A 17458-nucleotide genomic window follows, 5' to 3' on the forward strand; every position below is an offset into this window, starting at 1 on the left:
CGGCGTGATCGTTCAGAGCGGTCGTTGATCGGCCCTAACACGCACTCAAGGGATGGCAAACGAACATGAGCGCCACATCACCCCGCGCCATCGGCGGCCTCCCTGCAGGCACTGGTGCACTCGCGCTCGACACCTACGAGCTCACCAAACGCTTCGGCGCCTTCACCGCCATGGACCGCGTGACGATGCGCGTCGAGCCCGGCACCGTGCATGCGCTGCTTGGCGAGAACGGCGCGGGCAAGAGCACGCTGGTGAAGTGCGTAGCGGGCTTCCAGCGCGCGGAGGAGGGCAGCATCCTGATCGACGGGCGCGAGCAGGACATCGCCAACCCCATCGTGGCGCGCGCGCTGGGCATCGGTATGGTCTACCAGCATTTCACGCTGGCGCCCGGCATGACGGTGGCGGAGAACCTGTTGCTCGCAGGCGGCAAGACGCCGGCGCTGATCGACTGGAAGACGAAGCGCGCGGAGCTGAAAGACTTTCTTGCGACCACGCCGTTCAGCCTCGACCTGGACGTGCGGCCTTCGGAGCTTGCGGCTGGCGAGAAGCAGAAGCTCGAACTGCTCAAGCAGTTGTACCTGAAGCCGCGCCTGCTGATCCTGGACGAGCCCACCTCGGTGCTTACGCCACAGGAGGCCGACGAGGTGCTGGGTCATGTGCGCGATTTCGCGCGCAGCGGGCTGTGCACGGTGCTCATCATCACGCACAAGTTTCGCGAGGTGATGGCGTATGCCGACAGCGTGACGGTGCTGCGGCGGGGCAAGGCGGTGCATCACTGCCGAGTTGTGGACACCAGTCCGGCGCAGCTGGCGCAGGCCATGATGGGTGGCGAGCAGGCAACGACATCGACGCCTGTTGCCAGGAAGCCCGTGCCTGCCAATGCGCCGGTTGCATTGAAGGTCGAAGGGCTCAAGGCGCAAGGCGATCGCGGCACGCTGGCGCTGCACGACCTGAGCCTGTCCGTGCGCGCGGGAGAAATCCTCGGCGTGGCTGGCGTCTCCGGCAATGGGCAGCGCGAGCTTGTAGAGGCGCTCGTCGGTCAGCGTCCGCGCCTTGCAGGCAAGGTCACGGTAATGGGGCAGGCCTATGGTGCGCATCGCGCCGAGAACCGCAAGCTCAAGGTCCGCAGCCTTCCCGAAGAGCCGCTGCGCAACGCCTGTGTCGGCGACCTCAGCGTCGCGGAAAACATGGCGCTGCGCGATTTCGATCAACCGCCTTTGTCGCGTGGCGGTGTGCTGAGTTTTCCGTATTGGCGCAGCAGGGCGCGCGACTGGATCGCCGAATACGGCGTGAAGACGCAGGGCGAGAGCGCGCCGATCCGCAGCCTCTCGGGTGGCAACGTACAGCGCGCGGTGCTGGCACGGGAGCTGGCCGGCGACATCAACGTGCTGATCGCCGCGAACCCTGTGTTCGGCTTGGACTTCGCGGCCGTCGCCGAAATCCACTCACGCATCGTGCAGGTGCGCGAGAAGGGCGGGGCGGTGCTGCTGATCAGCGAAGACCTCGACGAACTGCTCGAACTGGCAGACCGCATCGTCGTGATGAGCGAAGGGCAGATCGTTTTCGAGACTTCGGCGGCTGGTGCGGAAAGACACGTGATCGGAGCGCACATGGGCGGTGGGCATCACGAGCCGTTGAAGGCTGCGGCATGAACGCATCGGAACCAGCGAGCAAAAGCATGCGCATAAACGAAGCCAACCCCTTCCCCTACGAGTTCGACGTAGCAAAGACAGCGCTGGTCCTCATCGACATGCAGCGCGACTTCATCGAGCCCGGTGGCTTCGGCGAAACGCTGGGCAACGATGTCTCGCTGCTCGAAGCCATCGTCCCCGCAACCAAAGAAGCACTGCGGGCGTGGAGACAATCCGGCGGCCTCGTAGTGCACACAAGGGAAGCGCACGCTGCCGACCTCTCCGACTGCCCACCGGCCAAGCGAAACCGCGGCAATCCCACGCTGCGCATTGGCGACGAAGGCCCCATGGGCCGCATCCTCGTGGCTGGCGAGCCTGGCAACCAGATCATCGAAGCGCTCGCCCCCATCGACGGCGAGATCGTCATCGACAAGCCCGGCAAAGGCGCGTTCTATGCCACCGGCCTGCACGAACTGCTGCAGCAGCGCGGCATTACCCACCTGCTGTTCGGCGGCGTCACGACCGAGGTCTGCGTGCAGACCAGCATGCGCGAAGCCAACGACCGCGGCTACGACAGCCTGCTGCTCGAGGACTGCACCGAAAGCTATTTCCCGGCATTCAAGGCGGCCACGCTCGACATGGTCCGTGCACAGGGTGCCATCGTTGGCTGGACCGCGCCGAGCGCCGCGCTGCTCGAGGCGTTGAACAGCAGCCCTTCTTCTTGACGCCGACGCCAGCGACTACCATTCCACACGTGTCTACCGTTCGAACCCGCCCCGAATCTCCCGTTACTGCCACCGATACGGCCGTTTTCCGCACGCGGGCCGACGAGGTCTACGCGCAGCTCAAGCGCGACGTGGCCGATTTCATCCTCGTGCCCGGAGACCGCTTTACCGAGAGCGAGATCAGCGACCGGCTCGGCGTGTCGCGCACGCCGGTGCGGCAGGCGCTGTTCCGGCTGCAGCAGGAAGGCTTCGTCGAAGTGCTGTTCCGCAGCGGCTGGCGCGTGCTGCCCTTCGACTTCGACCAGTTCGAGCAGCTCTACGACCTGCGCATGGTGCTGGAGACCACCGCCGTGCATCGTCTGTGCGAGACCGACCGCCACATCGATCGCGGCCTGCTCGACACGCTGGCCGGCATCTGGCTGGTGCCCGCGGCGCAGCGCAGCAGCGACATGGCGCAGGTGGCGCAGTGGGACGAGGCCTTTCATTGTTCGCTCGTGGCGGCCGCCGGCAACGCCGAGATGGCGCGCGTGCACGGCGACGTGACCGACCGCATCCGCATCATCCGCCGGCTCGACTTCACCAAGCAGCCGCGCATCGACGCCACCTACGACGAGCACGCGAAGATCCTGAAGGCCGTGCGTGCCAATCGCGGCGACCAGGCCGCGATGCTGCTGCGCGCGCACATCGAGACCAGCCAGGCCGAGGTGCGCAAGATCACGCTGCACCAGGTGCATCTGGCGCGGCACGCGGGGAAGGCCGCGGCGCCGCGCTGAACGAGCCTGCTGCTGCCTCAGTCAGCGGTGATGTTGCCGCGCTTGACGACTGCGGCCCAGCGGTCCGCATCCTTCTTCATCAGCGTGCCGAATTCGGCCGGCGTCGAGCTGGCCGGCACCATGCCCTGGGACTCGAAAGACTTCGCCACCTCGGGTTGCTTCAGCACCGCCGAGATCTCCTTGTTGAGCCGCGCCACCACGTCAGGCGGCGTGCCCTTCGGCGCGAGCACGCCGTACCACATGTCCACGTTGTCGGCGGTCACGCCGGCCTCGGCCAGCGTGGGCACGTCGGGCAGTTGCGGCAGGCGCTTGCCGCTGCCGGTGGCAATGGCCTTGAGCTTGCCCACCTGGATGTGCTGCAGCGCCACGTGCACCGGCAGGAACATGTAGTCGATGCGCCCGCCCAGCAGGTCGGTCACCGCGCCTGCCGTGCCCTTGTACGGCACATGCAGCATCTCGGTGCCCGTGCCCTGCATGAACAGCGCCATCGACAGGTGATGCGGCGTGCCGACGCCCGGCGTTGCATACGTCAGCTTGCCGGGGGCCGCCTTGGCAGCGCTCACCATCTGCGACACCGTCGTCGCCTTCTGCACGTTCGGGTTCGTCACCAGCAGCAGCGTGCCCCACGAGGTGAGCGACACCGGCGCGAAGTCGGCCACCGGGTCGTAGCTCAGCGAGCGATACAGGCTGCGGTTCATCACCAGCGTGTTGACCTGCACCATCAGCGTGTAGCCGTCGGGCTTGGCGCGAGCCACGCGCTCGCTGCCGATGTTGCCGCTGGCGCCGGCCACGTTCTCCACGATCACCGGCTGGCCCAGCAGGGCAGGCAGGCGGGCCGAGAGCTGGCGTGCCACCAGGTCGATGCCGGTGCCGGGCGTGTAGGGCACCACCAGCGTGATCGGCTGGTCGGGCCAGGCGCAGGCGGCGGTGGCGCCGGCTGCGAAGAGCAGGGCGGCAAGGGTCTTTTTGATCAGCGAACGCATGGTCGTGTCTCCGTGTTCTTTTCAGTGATGCTCAAAGGTAGGAGGCGCGCGCCTTCAGCGCCACCGGGTCGTAGCCGGCCACGCGCTTGTAGTTGTCCGAGATGGCCTGCAGCTCGGCGACGGGCACGACGTCCTCGATGTTCCGGAAGCGCTTGCCGCCCGAGCGCTCGAACACTTCGCGCAGGATCGCGTCGGGCGGGTTGCTGCGGTTGGTCAGCACCACGTTCGTGGTGGCCTTGACGCGCACGCGGTCGTAGTCTTCCAGCGCGGCGGTGCCTACGCCCAGGTCCTTCAGCGCACCGGCCAGGAAGCGCGCATCGATGATCGCCTGCCCGGCACCGTTGGAGCCGCGCGGCACCATGGGGTGCGCCGCGTCGCCCAGCAGCGTGAGGCGGCCGTGCGTCCAGCGCGGCAGCGGGTCCTGGTCGACCATCGGGTACTCGAGGATGGTGTCCGACGCGAGGATCAGCGCGGGCACGTCGAGCCAGTCGAAGTGCCAGTCGGCAAACGCAGGCAGGAAGTCTTCGAGCCGGCCCGCGCGGCTCCAGTCGCGCAGGGCGGGCCGTGGCGCGTGGATCTCGGCGACCCAGTTCACGAGCTGATTGCCGTCGGCGTCGATGTCGTTGCGGATCGGGTAGATCACCATCTTGCCGACCGCGAGCCAGCCCGCGCGCACCATGCTGCCGCCCGAGAGAAAGGGCTTCCAGCGCGCGGTGCCGCGCCACATGTTCACGCCCGAATAGCGCGGTGCGCCTTCATCCGGGTACAGCTGCTTGCGCAGCGCCGAGTGGATGCCGTCGCAGCCGACCGCGATTGCGCCGCGCACCGAAGGCGCATCGACAAAGTGCACGGTGACGCCCCCGGCGTCCTGTGTCACGCCCGTGCAGCGGCGGTTGCACACCACGCTGTCGGGGCCGAGGCGCTTCAGCGTCTCTTCGTACAGCACCGTCTGCAGGTCGCCGCGGTGAATGGAGAACTGGGGCCAGTCGTAGCCCGCGTGCTGGCCGGCGGCCTCGCGGAAGATCAACTGGCCGTGCTCGGTGAAGAACACGGCCTCCTGCGTGCGCACGCCGACCTTGTCGAGGGCGTCCAGCAGCCCGAGTTCGGTGAGTTCGCGCACGGCATGCGGCAGCAGGTTGATGCCCACGCCCAGCGGCTTCAGCTCGGGCACGGCCTCGTATACGCGGCAGGGAATGCCGGCCTGGTGCAGGCTCAGCGCCAGGGTCAGGCCGCCGATGCCGGCGCCCAGGATGATGACTTCGTTGCTCATGAATGGTCGGTCGTTGCGTTCGGTTTTGTCTCGGGCCGCATTAGGAACGCAGACTAGCCATTTGGGAAATTTAGATGTGATATGGATTTATCATGAATCCTTATGAACCTATCGACCCGGCAGATGCGCGCCTTTTTGCAGGTCGCGCGCATGGGCAACTTCACGCGCGCGGCCGAGCAGGCGCACATCACGCAGGCGGGGCTCAGCATCCTGATCCGCGAGATGGAAAGGCAGCTGGGCTGCCGGCTGTTCGATCGCACCACGCGCGTGGTGAGCCTCACGCCGGCAGGGCGGCGCCTGCTGCCAGTGGTCGAACGGCTGGTGACCGACCTCGATGACGTGGCGGCCGAGCTGGGTGCCGAGGGCGACGCCGCGCGCCAGACGCTGCGCATTGCGGCCACGCCGCTGGTGTCTTCGCACCTGCTGCCGCGGGTGTTCACCACCTTCCGCGCCGCGCATCCGCAGGTGAGCCTGCGCCTGTTCGACGCCGACCTGCGCGACGTGGAGGCGATGGTGGCGGCCGGCGATGCCGATGTGGGCCTGGGCTTTTTCTTCAAGGCCGCGGTGGGGCTGGAGCGCACGCCGGTAGGGCGCTTTCACCTGATGCGGGTGGCGCCTTGCGATGGTGATGAAGAAGAGCCGCCGGCCATCGGCACCGCGCCATGGTCCGTGTTGCGCAGCGCCGAACTCCTCGGCCTGCCGCCCGGCAACCCGATCCAGAAGGTGATCGACCAGCATCTGGCCACCATCGGCCGCGCCGACGCGCAGCGGCCCGCGTTCAACTTCTTCGGCACGCTGATCTCGATGGTGGAGGCCGGCTTCGGCACGGCCGTGATGCCGACCTTTGCGCTGGCCGCCTGCCGCCGGCACCGCGTGCGCACCGACGTGCTGACCAAGCCGAAGGTGGGGCTGGACTTCTTCCGCATCACCAAGCGCGGCGCGCACGAGACCGAAGCCATGCAGGCCTTCGTCGCCACGCTGGAGAAGGCGCTGCCCGCGCTGTCGCGCTAGCGGGCGTCCGCGGCCTGCGCCCCGGCGAGCCGCTTGCGCAGGAACTCCGCGAAGGCATAGGCGATCACCGGCAACTGCCGGCCGCGCAGGCTGGCCAGTACCAGTTCGCCACGCGGAAAGCCGCGGTCCTCGATGTCCCGCGCCACGATGTCGGGGGCTTCGGCCGCGGCGCCGATGGCCATCTGGAACGAGATCGAGCGCCCGTCGTAGAGGCAGCCGCGCAGGAACTCGAAGCTGTTGCTCTCCACCATGGCCCTTATCCGCGTGGAGCTGCGGGCGAGAAAGCGCTCCAGCATCTGGCGCCCGCCGGTGTCGCGGTTCGGCAGCACCACAGGGTAGTCGGCGCAATCGCTCAGGCGCAGGGTCTTGGACTTCGCCAGCGGATGGCGCTTGTGCATGATGGCCATGAGCTTCTGCTCGACCGCGCACACGCGCTCGATGTCGGACTCCGGCGCCAGGTTGAACACCAGCGCGAGGTCGCTCTCGAAGCTGCGCAGCGCGTCGGCGGCCTGTACGTGGTCGCCGATGCGCGCATCGAAAGCCACCAGAGGGTGCTCCGCAGCGAAGTCATTCACGGCCGCCGGCAGGAAGCGCGGCGCGAGCGCCTGGCTGGCCACCAGCCGGACGGCGCCTCGGCGCAGGCCCTGCAGGTCTTCTATTTCGGAGCGCACCCGCTCCAGCTCCGAAGAGCGGCCGCGGATGTAGCGCACGAACAGTTCGCCCGCGGCGGTCAGGCGCATGCCGCGCGGCAAACGCTCGAAGAGCGGTGTGCCCAGTTCGTCCTCCAGGTCCTGGATGCGGCGGTTGACGGCGGAGGGCGCGACATGGAGCCGCTCGGCCGCCTGGCGGATCGAGCCGGCCCGGGCGACCTCGTCTGCATAGCGCAGGAAGCGAAGGTGATTCATGCCCGCAGAGATTGCACGAAGCGCGCCAGGAGCACTGCCTTGACTGTTGCCGCAACGGCAACGGGCAGTACGTGAATCGGTATGGATTCGGAGCACCTTCTGGCACGGCGACTGCGTGCCGATCTAGCATGACACGCCGATCTGCACCCTCGCGCACCAATGCGGCGCAACCGCCCGTCCGTTTCGGTCCGGCGCCCCACAACGCCTGGACACTCGCCGGCGGCCGGGTCAGCCTCGTGCGCTCCCCGAAGCGGCCACGGCCCGTGCAGATGCCCGCCGAGCCGCAGCCGATCGAGTTCGACCTGGCGCGCAGCGCGCTCGTCGTGGTCGACATGCAGAACGACTTCTGCCATCCCGAGGGCTGGTTCGCGCAGAAGGGCATCGGCATTCGCGCGGCGCGCAAGCCCATTCCGACCATCGCGCGGCTCCTGCCGGCATGGCGCGCGGCTGGCGGCGGCGTGGTGTGGCTCAACTGGGGTATTCGCGCGGACCGCCTCAACCTGTCGCCCACGGTGCAATTCAAGGGCAAGCGCAGCGCAGACGGCGTGGGCTATGCGGAGCATTCGCCCATCGACCACGGCCCGTCGCTCGTGCAGGGCGAGTGGGGTGCGCAGGTGATCGACGAGCTGGCTGTAGCGCCCGGCGACATCACGGTGCACAAGCACCGCCTCAGCGGCTTCTGGGACAACGAGCTCGACAGCGTCCTGCGCCAGCAGGGCATCACGACGCTGCTGTTCGCCGGCATCAACACCGACCGCTGCGTGTTCTCGACGCTGCAGGACGCGAACTTCCTCGGCTACGACTGCGTGTTGCTGAAGGACGCGTGCGGCACCCCGTCGCCGGCCTACGTGACGCGCGGCATTCATTTCATCGTGCAGCAGCTGCACGGTTTCGTTGCAACCGCCGAGTCGCTGCTCGCTTCGCTTTCCTCACTCTCCAAGAAACGCTAGGAGTCCTCCGCATGCCGCTGTCCTTCTTCGCCAACTCGCGCCTCGTGCGTTCGCTCGCTTCGCTGGGCGCTGCCGCCGGCCTGGCCCTGGCGGCCGTTTCCGCCGCCGCGCAGGTGCCCGTCAAGCTCGTGCTCAACTGGAAGTACGAAGGCCCGCAGGCCTGGTTCTTCGTCGCCCAGGACAAGGGCTACTTCAAGGCCGAGGGCCTCGACGTCGAGATCGACCAGGGCGAGGGCTCCGCGGCCTCGATCCCGAAGGTGGCGGCGGGCGCCTACCAGGCCGGCTTCGGCGACCTGAACGCACTGGTCGACCTGGCATCGAAACGCCCGGCCGATGCGCCGGTGGCGGTCTACATGCTCTACAACACGCCGCCCTTCACGCTGGTGGTGAAGGAGGGCAGCCCCATCAAGACGCCCAAGGACCTCGAAGGCAAGACCATCGGCGGCCCCGCCAACGACGGCGCGCTGAAGCTGTTCCCGGCCTTCGCCAGGATCGCGAAGGTCGATGCGTCGAAGGTAAGCATCACCAACATGGCGCCCAACCTGCGCGAGCAGATGCTCACGCGCGGGCAGATCGACGCCGCCTTCGGCTACGTCACCACCGTGAGCTTCAGCGCGAAGGCGATGGGGCTCGATCCGGCGAAGGACCTGCGCTTCATCCGCTACGGCGACCACGGCATGGACCTGTATTCGAACGCCGTGTTCTTCTCGCGCGTCTTCGCCCGGGACAACCCCAAGGCGGTGCAAGGCTTCGTGAAGGCGCTGAACCGCGCGGTGAAGGAAGTCATTGCCGACCCGGACATGGGCATCGACTACGTCATGAAGCGCGAGCCGCTGCTCAAGCGCGAGGTCGAGAAGGAAAAGCTGCTCGCCACGCTGCGCAACGACATGAGCCACCCGGAGGTGGCCCGCATCGGCCTGGGCGACGTGGACGACGCGCGATTGAAGAAATCCATCGACATCGTGGTGGACGCCAACCAGCTGCCGCGCACACCGGCGCCCGCCGAAGTGTTCGACCGCAGCTTCCTGCCCGCGCGCGCCGAGCGCCCCTCCAAGACTTTGAACTGAAAGCGAGAAACGACATGGAACTGCAACTGAGAGACAAGGTGGCGCTCATCACCGGCCCGGCCAAGGGCATGGGGCGCGCCGTGACGCTGGCCTTTGCACGGGAAGGCGCGAAGCTGGTGCTGGCCGGGCGCGACACCGGTGCCATCGAGCCTGTGGCCGAAGAGGCGCGCGTGCTCGGCGTCGATGCGGTCGTCGTGCCCTGCGACCTGACCGTGGGCGCGCAGACCGAGGCACTGGCCGCGCATGCGCTGGAGGCCTTCGGCCGCATCGACGTGCTGGTCAACGTGGCTGGCGGCTCGGGCCCGATCGGCAAGACCGGCTGGGAAACCACGAGCGAGGAATTCGACGAGATCGTGCAGCTCAACATGACCGGCTGTTTCAACACAATGCGCGCCGTGCTGCCCTCGATGATCGAGCGCAGGAGCGGCAAGGTGGTGAACGTCGGCGGCACCTTCGGCATGCGCGGACGCGCCGGCCGCATGGCCTACTCGGCCTCGAAGTGGGGCCTGCGCGGCATCACCAAGAGCTTTGCGCTGGAGGCCGGCCCGTACGGCATCAATGTGAATTGCGTGGCGCCCGGCATGGTCGACGGGCCGCGCTTTCGCGAGAAGGTGTGCGCCAACATGGCCGACAAGCTCGGCATCACGCTGGAAGAAGCGATGACGCGGCACGCGGCCGACTATGCGCTGCGCCGCGTCTCCACCGATGCCGACGTTGCCAACGCCTGCCTCTTCATGGCGAGCGATGTGTCCCGACAGATCACCGGCGTCGACCTGCCCGTCGACGGCGGCTGGGCCATGCTCTGAGGAGACCGGCATGAAAGAAGTCGACCTCGTCATTCGCGGCGCGCGCGTCGTGTCCGCAGACCAGATCATCGAAGCCAGCGTGGCCATCGCAGGCGAGCACATCGTGGCCGTCGGCCATGACGACACCATGCCGCCGGCGCGCGAGGAGATGCGCGCCGACGGGCTGTTCCTGCTGCCGGGCGCCATCGACAGCCACGTGCATTTCCGCGACCCGGGCTACCCGAACAAGGAAACCTGGAAGACCGGATCGGCCGCCGCCGCGATGGGCGGCGTGACCACCGTGTTCGAGATGCCCAACACCAATCCGGCGACGGGCACCGTCGAGGCCCTGCGCCTGAAGCAGAAGGCAGCCGAGTCGTCGTATTGCGACTTCGGCATCCACGGCCTGTTGGGCGACGATACGGTCGAGCGGCTCGAAGAACTTCTCGACGCCGGCGTCACCAGCTTCAAGGCCTTTGTCGGCAACACCTTCGGCAACCTGCCCGCGCCCACCGATGGTGCGTTGCTCGAGGGTTTCGAGAAGCTCGCCCCGTTGGGTATCCGCACCGTGGTGCATGCGGAGAACTCGTCAATCCTGCAGCGCCGCCAGAAGCAGATGCAGGCCGCCGGCCGCATCGATGCGATGGCGCACCTGGCCGCGCGCCCGGCGGTGGCCGAGATCGAAGCCATTGGCCGCGTGCTCACCTTGGCCGAGTGGACCGGCGCGCGCGTGCACATCGCGCACCACAGCGCGGCCGATTCGCTCTTCCTGCTGCGCGAAGCCAAGCGCCGCGGCGTCGACGTGACGGCCGAGACCTGCCCGCAGTACCTGCTGCTGAACACCAGCCACATGCTGAAGCTCGGCGGCGTGATGCGGCTCAACCCGCCGATCCGCGAGGCGCGCCACAACCAGCCGTTGTGGGACGCGCTGCTCGACGGCACGCTCGACATGATCGCGACCGACCACGCGCCGCACACCCCCGAAGAGAAGACCCGCGAGAGCATCTGGGACTGCGACTGCGGCTTTCCGGGCGTGGAGACGCAGATGCCGCTGATGCTGACCGAGGTGAACCGCGAGCGCGCCACGCTGATGGACTACGTGCGCTGGAGCGCGGTGAACCCGGCCAGGGCCTGGGGCCTGTATGGCACCAAGGGCGTGATCGCGCCGGGTGCGCACGCCGACATCGCGATCGTCGACATGCAGCGCGCCGGCACGCTGTCGCAGAACCGGCTGCAGAGCATCAGCAAGATATCGCCGTGGAACGGCCGCGCGGTGAAGGGCTATCCGCTGCACACGCTGCTGCGCGGGCGCTTCGTGATGCGCGAAGGCAAGCTGGTGAGCGATGCGGTCGGCTGGGGGCGCACGGTGAAGGGTGTGCAGAAGATGCCCACTCCGAAGCCGCGCAACACCGAGCACTACAGCAGCGCGATCCTGCAGACGCCGGCCGGCGTGCCTGCGACGGCCGTGCCGGTGGGTGCGGTGGATTGGAGCGCCGCATGAACGCGGGCCGCGTGCAGCAGGTGCAGGTATGGCGCATTCCGTGCAACGGCCCGGGCGACCTGAGCGGCGCCAGGGCACTGATCGATGCGGGCGAGATCGTCGCGGCCGACATCGTGGCCGTGATGGGAAAGACCGAAGGCAACGGCTGCGTCAACGACTTCACGCGCGAGTACGCATCCAGTGCCTGGTGCCATCTGCTGGCGCCCGCGCTGGGTTGCACGCCCGACGCGCTGCATGCCCGCGTGGCGCTGGTGATGTCGGGCGGCACCGAGGGCGTGCTGTCGCCGCACTTCACGGTGTTCACGCGGCGCTGGGTGGCCGAAGCGCCGGCAGGCCTGGGCAAGCGCCTCGTGGTCGGCGTCGCGCACACGCGCGCCTTCCTGCCGGAGGAATTGGGCCGCACCGCACAGGTCGACGCCACGGCCGAAGCCGTGGCCGAGGCCATGCGCGATGCGGGCATCGAGAGCGCGGACGACGTGCACTTCGTGCAGGTCAAGTGCCCGTTGCTTACCGCGGCCAAGGTCTCCGCCGCGCTGGCACGCGGCGCCGCACCCGTGACCCACGACAGCTATGAGTCGATGGGCTATTCGCGCGGCGCATCGGCGCTCGGTGTGGCGGTCGCGCTTGGCGAAGTCGCGCGCGAAGAGGTCTGCGATGCCAGCGTGATGAGCGATTGGCGGCTGTTCTCCGCGCGCGCATCGGCCTCGGCCGGCATCGAGCTGGAAGACAACGTCGTCATCGTGCTCGGCGAGGCGCAAGGCAGCGCGTCGGCGTTCCGCATCGCCCATGCGGTGATGCGCGATGCGATCGACGCCGCGAGCGTGCGCGCCTTGCTGCGCGATGCCTTCGGGCTCGACCCGGAGCGCGATGCGCAGGCCTTGTCGGCGCGGCTCGTGAACCTGCTCGCGAAGGCCGAGGCCAGCCCCGACGGCCGCGTGCGCGACACGCGCCACACCATGCTCAACGACTCCGACATTCACTCGACGCGCCATGCGCGTGCCGTGGTGGGCGGTGTGCTGGCCTCGGTGGCCGGCCATACGGCGCTGTACGTGTCGGGCGGCGCCGAGCACCAGGGGCCCGCGGGAGGCGGCCCGGTGGCCGCGATCCTGCGGGTGGACGACACGGACTCCACATTTTCCTGAAGGACCTCATGGGCAACGCATTCATCCAACTGTCCGACGTGATGCTGCGCTATGCCGGCGGCACCATCGCGCTGGACCATACGACGCTGGACATCGAGAAGGGCGACTTCGTTGCCCTGGTGGGCCCGAGCGGCTGCGGCAAGTCGACCATCCTGAAGCTGGTGGCCGGCCTGCTGAGGCCGAGTGCGGGCGCGGTGATTGCCGGCGGGCGCGAGGTGGGCGCGGCCGGCACGCTGGCCCCGGCGGGTGCGCATGCGTCGGCGGCGCCGCGCCTTCGCATCGGCCTCGCCTTCCAGAACCCGACCATGCTGCCGTGGCTCACGATCCGCGAGAACGTGATGATCCCGCTGAAGATCGTCGAGCCCTTCCGGCAGCACTACCGCAGCAAGAAGCGCAGCGAATACGCCGAGCGCGCCGATGCGCTGCTGGCGCAGGTGGGGCTCAAGGGCTTCGGCGACAAGCGGCCGTGGCAGCTGTCGGGCGGCATGCTGCAGCGCGCCTCGCTGTGCCGTGCGCTCGTGCACGAGCCCGAACTGCTGCTGCTCGACGAGCCCTTCGGCGCACTCGACCAGTTCACGCGCGAGGAGCTGTGGGACATCATGCAGACGCTGTGGATCGCCAAGCGCCCGACCGTGCTGCTGGTGACGCACGACCTGCGCGAGTCGGCCTACCTGGCCAACCGCATCTGCGTGATGAGCGCGCGGCCGGGGCGCATTCTCGAAACGCGCGACGTGGGCTTCGCGCGGCCGCGCACGCTGGAGAGCAGCTATGCGCCCGAGTTCGCGGCGCTGGTGCAGCAGCTGCGCATGCGCATCGCGCAGGCGCGCCGCGAAAGCGATGCGGTGCCAGTACCGATGCCGGTGCCGCCTGGGAATGTGCTCGAAGAGGTGGCCGCATGATCGCGCCGCTCGCACGGCAGCGCCTGCTTTCCGCGGGCGCGCTCGTCGGCTTCTTCGTGCTCTGGGAGGTGGTGTGCCTGGCCTTCGGCGTGTCCGACCTGATCCTGCCGCGCCCGAGCCAGATCGCGGCGGTGTTGATCCAGAAGATGCCGCTGCTGTGGCCGCACACCGTGCAGACGCTCTACACCACGCTCGCCGGCTTCGTGCTGGGCGTGGGAGCGGGCATCGTCATCGGCGTGATGATCGGTTCTTCGAAGCTGGCCTACGACGTGACCTATCCGCTGCTGGTGGGGTTCTCCAGCATTCCGAAGGTGGCGGTGGTGCCGCTGTTCGTGGTGTGGTTCGGCGCGGGCACGGTGCCGGCGATCCTGACCTCGATGGTGATCAGCATCTTTCCGGTGGTGGTCAACGTGGCCACCGGCCTCGCGAGCACCGAGCCCGAGCTGGAGGACGTGCTGCGCGTGCTCGGCGCGAGGAAGCGCGACATTCTCTGGAACGTGGGCCTGCCGCGTGCGCTGCCCTACCTGTTCGCCTCGCTCAAGATCGCGATCACGCTGGCCTTCGTGGGCACCGTGCTGAGCGAGACGGTCGCGTCCAACCAGGGCATCGGCACGGTGATGATGATCGCCAGCGGAAACTTCGATGTGCCGATGGTGTTCGCCGGGCTCTTCCTGCTTGCTGCGATGGGGGTGGCGCTGTATGCCGTCTCGTCGCTGGTCGAGCGGCGCATGACGGGCTGGGCCCAGCGCAAGACCGACATGGCAATGGCATGAACGACATGAGCGATCTCGTCCGTATCACCGCCGGCGGCCTGCGCTTCGTGGCGCAGACGCACCCCGACGCGCCGCTCACCGTCGCGGCTTTCCGCCGGCTGCTGCCTTACCGGCAGAAGCTCATTCACGTGCGCTGGAGCGGCGAAGGCTGCTGGGTGCCGCTGGGCGACTTCCAGCTGGGCGTGGGCTTCGAGAACCACACCAGCCATCCGTCGGTGGGCGACATCCTGTTCTACCCCGGCGGCTACAGCGAGACCGAGATCATCCTGGCCTACGGCGCCTGCAGCTTCGCCAGCAAGATGGGCACGCTTGCGGGCAACCACTTCCTCACCATCGTCGAAGGGCGGGAGCAGTTGCGCACGCTCGGCACCAGGGTGCTGTGGGAAGGCGCGCAGGACGTTCTCTTCGAAGCCATCTGATTCAACCCACGGGAGCCTCGCATGTTCTTTCCAGTATCCCGCCGCGCAGCGGTCGTCGCGGTGTCCGCCGCGTTGGGCGCATCGCTCGCGGCGCTTCCGGTGCGCGAAGCACGCGCCCAGCAGCTCACACCCATCAAGTTCGTCCTCGACTGGAAGTTGCAGGGCATCCATGCCTGGTACTACCTCGCCGAAGACCGGGGCTACTTCGCCGCGGAAAAGCTCGCGGTGACGATCGACCAGGGCGACGGCTCGGCGGCGGCCGTGACCAAGGTGATGGCCGGGGCCTACGACGCGGGTTTCGGCGACGTGAATGCGGTCATCCAGAACGCGGCCGCCAAGCCCGGCGCCGCGCCCGTGATGGTCTACATGGTCTACAACCGCGCGCCGTTCGCGCTCATCGTGAAGGCGGGCAGCCCCATCAGGACCCTCAAGGACCTTGAGGGCCGCACGCTGGGCTCGCCGGCCGGCGGCGCCGCGCAACGCATGTTCCCGCTGATGGCGGCCCGCAACGGCGTGGACGCGGGCAAGGTCAAGTGGACCAGCATGGCACCCAACCTGCAGGAGCAGATGCTGCTGAAGGACCACGTCGAGGGCTCGGCCGTGTTCTCGGTGACCAGCTACATGAACCTGGTGGCGCAGGGCGTGGACCCGGACAAGGACATCCGCTGGTTCCACTACGGCGACCACGGCGTCGACCTGTACGGCAACGGCGTGCTGGTGTCCCGCCAGTTGCTCAGGGACAAGCCGCAGGCCGTGGCCGGGCTGGTGCGTGCCGTCAACAAGGCGGTGCGCGACACGGTGGCCGACCCCGACGCGGCCATTGCCGCGTTGATGAAGCGCGAGCCGCTGCTCAACCAGGCGCTGGAGAAGCGGCGCTTGCTCTACACGCTTCGCACCGTGATGCTGACGCCCGAGGTTGGCACCGGCGGCATCGGTGACGTGAACGACGAGCGCATGACGCGTGCCATCGGGCAGGTGAAGGAAGCGTTCGAACTGGCGAATGCACCGACCGCAGGCGAGGTCTTCGACCGGCGCTTCCTGCCGCCGCTTGCGGAGCGCAAGATCGCTGCGCCCTGAACGCCCACCCGACTACGAAGGAAACGCCATGTCCGCTCGCATGCACGAAGGCCCGCTCGACTGCGCCTGGCTGCTGGCCGATCCCGGCGCGCAGCCTGCGCAATCGGATGTGCGCATCGAGCTGGAGGACGGCTGCATCCGGTCGATCGCGCCGCTGGCGGAAGAGGCCGTCGCCGGCACGGGCACGCCGCGCCTGCTCGCGCTGCCGGCGCTGACCAACGCGCACGATCATGCGCGCACCTTCCGCAGCGCCACGCTGGGCGCCTTCGGCCAGCCGCTCGAAGGCTGGCTGCCGTTCCTGGGCGTGGTGCCGGGCATGGACCCGTACCTTTGCGCCGCGACCTCGTTCGCGCGTTCGGTGCGGCATGGCGTGGCGAACCTGATGGTCCACTACACGCGCGTGCAGGGCGGCATGGCCTATGTCGACGAGGCTAGGGCGGTGGCGCGCGCGGCGCGCGACGTCGGCGTGCGCATCGGCTTCGCCATTGCCATGCGCGACCGCCACGGCATTGCCTACTGCGACGACGCGAGCGTTCTGGCGGCGCTGCGCCCCGGCATCCGCCATGCAGTGGCCGAACGGCTGGCGGTGAAGCCGGTGGCTCCCGCGCAGCAGCTTGCGCTGGTCGACGAGGTCGCGCGCATGTTGGAAGAGGACGACCATGGCGGCCACGCGACCGTCCAGTACGGCCCGACGGCGGTGCAGTGGTGCAGCACGCCGCTGCTCGAGGCAATTGCGCAGGCATCGGCCGACACGGGCCGGCCTGTTCACATGCACCTGCTCGAAACGCGCTACCAGCGCGACTGGGCCGATGCCAACCACCCCGGCGGCATCGTCCGTTTTCTCGACGACATCGGGCTGCTGGGCCCGCGCCTCACGCTCGCGCACTGCGCCTGGGCGCGGCCCGAGGAACTGGCGCTGATTGCCGAGCGCGGCGCGACGATCGCGGTCAACACCAGCTCCAACCTGGGGCTCAAGTCGGGTATTGCGCCGGTGCCCGAGATGCTGCGGCACGGATGCCGCGTGGCCATGGGCCTGGACGGCATGGCCTTCGACGAAGACGACGACGCGCTGCGCGAGATGCGGCTGGCGTACTCGCTGCACCGCGGCTGGGGCTACGACACCACGATGACGCGCGACCAGCTCTGGGCCTTTGCCGCGCGCAACGGTCCGCGCAGCGTGCGCGGCGGGCTGGCTGGCGGCGGCAGCATCGTGCCCGGCGCCGCGGCCGACTTGGTGTTGCTGGACTGGGATGCGCTCGACGACGACGCGGTCTTCGCCGAGACGGATCCGCTCGATCTGCTGCTGGCGCGGGCCAACGGCCGCCACATTGCCAAGGTGCTGGTCGGCGGGCGCGTGGTGGTCGATGCGGGCCGCGTGCAGGGCGTCGACGAGCCCGCGCTGCGCGCCGAACTGCTGGCACGCATGCGCGGCGCACTGGCGGCGGATGCTGCTGGCGCCCTGTCGTGGCGCGGGACCGTCAAGGCGCTGGCCGAGGACCTCGGGCCGTTCTATCGGCGCGGGCGGATGGGTGGCTGCTGCGGCTAGG

The 17458-nt window shown here is 68.5% G+C and carries 17 protein-coding genes; 14 read left to right on the forward strand and 3 right to left on the reverse strand.

What is annotated here, in order from left to right; translation table 11 throughout:
* The first annotated feature begins 65 nt into the window (after nucleotides 1-65).
* From BMW87_RS13115 to BMW87_RS13125, 3 genes are read left to right on the forward strand one after another with little or no spacing between them, the layout of a single operon-like run.
* Nucleotides 66-1652, forward strand: coding sequence for an ABC transporter ATP-binding protein (locus tag BMW87_RS13115; RefSeq protein WP_093076742.1), 1587 nt, complete (start codon nucleotides 66-68; stop codon nucleotides 1650-1652).
* 26 nt (nucleotides 1653-1678) lie between these two features.
* Nucleotides 1679-2356 (forward strand): cysteine hydrolase family protein, encoded by a 678-nt coding sequence (locus BMW87_RS13120; protein ID WP_093077158.1) that lies wholly within the window; start codon nucleotides 1679-1681, stop codon nucleotides 2354-2356.
* A gap of 29 nt (nucleotides 2357-2385) precedes the next feature.
* Complete coding sequence (locus tag BMW87_RS13125) at nucleotides 2386-3129, forward strand: GntR family transcriptional regulator (protein WP_177192768.1); 744 nt, start codon at nucleotides 2386-2388, stop codon at nucleotides 3127-3129.
* Nucleotides 3130-3146: 17 nt separating this feature from the next.
* On the opposite strand, the gene BMW87_RS13130 is transcribed toward BMW87_RS13125, so the two are convergent.
* Complete coding sequence (locus tag BMW87_RS13130) at nucleotides 3147-4112, reverse strand: tripartite tricarboxylate transporter substrate binding protein (protein ID WP_093076745.1); 966 nt, start codon at nucleotides 4110-4112, stop codon at nucleotides 3147-3149.
* 31 nt (nucleotides 4113-4143) lie between these two features.
* Entirely contained in the window at nucleotides 4144-5382 is a 1239-nt protein-coding gene (locus BMW87_RS13135) for a flavin-dependent oxidoreductase (RefSeq protein ID WP_093076747.1), read from the reverse strand.
* 102 nt (nucleotides 5383-5484) lie between these two features.
* On the opposite strand from BMW87_RS13135, the gene BMW87_RS13140 reads away from it, so the two are divergent.
* On the forward strand, nucleotides 5485-6393 hold the full coding sequence (locus tag BMW87_RS13140; RefSeq protein WP_093076748.1) for a LysR family transcriptional regulator: 909 nt from the start codon (nucleotides 5485-5487) through the stop codon (nucleotides 6391-6393).
* On the opposite strand, the gene BMW87_RS13145 is transcribed toward BMW87_RS13140, so the two are convergent.
* A complete protein-coding gene (locus BMW87_RS13145) occupies nucleotides 6390-7298 on the reverse strand; it encodes a LysR family transcriptional regulator (RefSeq protein WP_093053498.1) in 909 nt (302 codons plus the stop codon). The genes BMW87_RS13140 and BMW87_RS13145 overlap by 4 nt on opposite strands.
* Before the next feature lie 128 nt (nucleotides 7299-7426).
* Here BMW87_RS13145 and BMW87_RS13150 point away from each other — a divergent pair, with 128 nt between their 5' ends.
* From BMW87_RS13150 to BMW87_RS13195, 10 genes are read left to right on the forward strand one after another with little or no spacing between them, the layout of a single operon-like run.
* The gene (locus tag BMW87_RS13150) at nucleotides 7427-8248 is read left to right on the forward strand and encodes a cysteine hydrolase family protein (protein WP_093053501.1); all 822 of its coding nucleotides are present in this window, start codon (nucleotides 7427-7429) and stop codon (nucleotides 8246-8248) included.
* An 11-nt stretch (nucleotides 8249-8259) separates the two neighbouring features.
* On the forward strand, nucleotides 8260-9315 hold the full coding sequence (locus BMW87_RS13155) for an ABC transporter substrate-binding protein (RefSeq protein ID WP_093053504.1): 1056 nt from the start codon (nucleotides 8260-8262) through the stop codon (nucleotides 9313-9315).
* A 14-nt stretch (nucleotides 9316-9329) separates the two neighbouring features.
* Complete coding sequence (locus BMW87_RS13160; protein WP_093076750.1) at nucleotides 9330-10121, forward strand: SDR family NAD(P)-dependent oxidoreductase; 792 nt, start codon at nucleotides 9330-9332, stop codon at nucleotides 10119-10121.
* 10 nt (nucleotides 10122-10131) lie between these two features.
* A complete protein-coding gene (gene allB / locus BMW87_RS13165) occupies nucleotides 10132-11601 on the forward strand; it encodes an allantoinase AllB (RefSeq protein WP_093053511.1) in 1470 nt (489 codons plus the stop codon).
* Complete coding sequence (locus BMW87_RS13170; RefSeq protein ID WP_093077160.1) at nucleotides 11598-12743, forward strand: cyanuric acid amidohydrolase; 1146 nt, start codon at nucleotides 11598-11600, stop codon at nucleotides 12741-12743. The genes allB and BMW87_RS13170 overlap by 4 nt, the downstream gene beginning before the upstream one ends.
* Before the next feature lie 8 nt (nucleotides 12744-12751).
* Entirely contained in the window at nucleotides 12752-13642 is an 891-nt protein-coding gene (locus BMW87_RS13175) for an ABC transporter ATP-binding protein (RefSeq protein ID WP_093076752.1), read from the forward strand.
* A complete protein-coding gene (locus BMW87_RS13180; protein WP_093076753.1) occupies nucleotides 13639-14415 on the forward strand; it encodes an ABC transporter permease in 777 nt (258 codons plus the stop codon). The genes BMW87_RS13175 and BMW87_RS13180 overlap by 4 nt, the downstream gene beginning before the upstream one ends.
* A gap of 5 nt (nucleotides 14416-14420) precedes the next feature.
* A complete protein-coding gene (locus BMW87_RS13185; RefSeq protein WP_093054233.1) occupies nucleotides 14421-14834 on the forward strand; it encodes a DUF3830 family protein in 414 nt (137 codons plus the stop codon).
* 21 nt (nucleotides 14835-14855) lie between these two features.
* Entirely contained in the window at nucleotides 14856-15911 is a 1056-nt protein-coding gene (locus tag BMW87_RS13190) for an ABC transporter substrate-binding protein (RefSeq protein ID WP_093076755.1), read from the forward strand.
* A gap of 28 nt (nucleotides 15912-15939) precedes the next feature.
* Nucleotides 15940-17457 carry an amidohydrolase family protein gene (locus tag BMW87_RS13195; protein ID WP_256216752.1) on the forward strand — a complete coding sequence of 506 codons (1518 nt, stop codon included), beginning with the start codon at nucleotides 15940-15942 and terminating at the stop codon, nucleotides 17455-17457.
* The last annotated feature ends 1 nt before the right edge of the window (nucleotide 17458 follow it).

The sequence above is a fragment of the Variovorax sp. OV084 genome, from assembly GCF_900111625.1.
Lineage (GTDB): Bacteria > Pseudomonadota > Gammaproteobacteria > Burkholderiales > Burkholderiaceae_C > Variovorax.

Excerpts from the sequence above, each read along its gene's own strand:
- BMW87_RS13170 (WP_093077160.1), top strand. The coding sequence starts at position 11,598 with ATGAACGCGGGCCGCGTGCAGCAGGTGCAGGTATGGCGCATTCCGTGC.
- BMW87_RS13175 (WP_093076752.1), top strand. The coding sequence starts at position 12,752 with ATGGGCAACGCATTCATCCAACTGTCCGACGTGATGCTGCGCTATGCC.
- BMW87_RS13115 (WP_093076742.1), top strand. The coding sequence starts at position 66 with ATGAGCGCCACATCACCCCGCGCCATCGGCGGCCTCCCTGCAGGCACT.
- BMW87_RS13120 (WP_093077158.1), top strand. The coding sequence starts at position 1,679 with ATGCGCATAAACGAAGCCAACCCCTTCCCCTACGAGTTCGACGTAGCA.
- BMW87_RS13180 (WP_093076753.1), top strand. The coding sequence starts at position 13,639 with ATGATCGCGCCGCTCGCACGGCAGCGCCTGCTTTCCGCGGGCGCGCTC.
- BMW87_RS13155 (WP_093053504.1), top strand. The coding sequence starts at position 8,260 with ATGCCGCTGTCCTTCTTCGCCAACTCGCGCCTCGTGCGTTCGCTCGCT.
- BMW87_RS13190 (WP_093076755.1), top strand. The coding sequence starts at position 14,856 with ATGTTCTTTCCAGTATCCCGCCGCGCAGCGGTCGTCGCGGTGTCCGCC.
- BMW87_RS13135 (WP_093076747.1), bottom strand. The coding sequence starts at position 5,382 with ATGAGCAACGAAGTCATCATCCTGGGCGCCGGCATCGGCGGCCTGACC.
- BMW87_RS13140 (WP_093076748.1), top strand. The coding sequence starts at position 5,485 with ATGAACCTATCGACCCGGCAGATGCGCGCCTTTTTGCAGGTCGCGCGC.
- allB (WP_093053511.1), top strand. The coding sequence starts at position 10,132 with ATGAAAGAAGTCGACCTCGTCATTCGCGGCGCGCGCGTCGTGTCCGCA.
- BMW87_RS13145 (WP_093053498.1), bottom strand. The coding sequence starts at position 7,298 with ATGAATCACCTTCGCTTCCTGCGCTATGCAGACGAGGTCGCCCGGGCC.
- BMW87_RS13150 (WP_093053501.1), top strand. The coding sequence starts at position 7,427 with ATGACACGCCGATCTGCACCCTCGCGCACCAATGCGGCGCAACCGCCC.
- BMW87_RS13185 (WP_093054233.1), top strand. The coding sequence starts at position 14,421 with ATGAGCGATCTCGTCCGTATCACCGCCGGCGGCCTGCGCTTCGTGGCG.
- BMW87_RS13195 (WP_256216752.1), top strand. The coding sequence starts at position 15,940 with ATGTCCGCTCGCATGCACGAAGGCCCGCTCGACTGCGCCTGGCTGCTG.
- BMW87_RS13130 (WP_093076745.1), bottom strand. The coding sequence starts at position 4,112 with ATGCGTTCGCTGATCAAAAAGACCCTTGCCGCCCTGCTCTTCGCAGCC.
- BMW87_RS13160 (WP_093076750.1), top strand. The coding sequence starts at position 9,330 with ATGGAACTGCAACTGAGAGACAAGGTGGCGCTCATCACCGGCCCGGCC.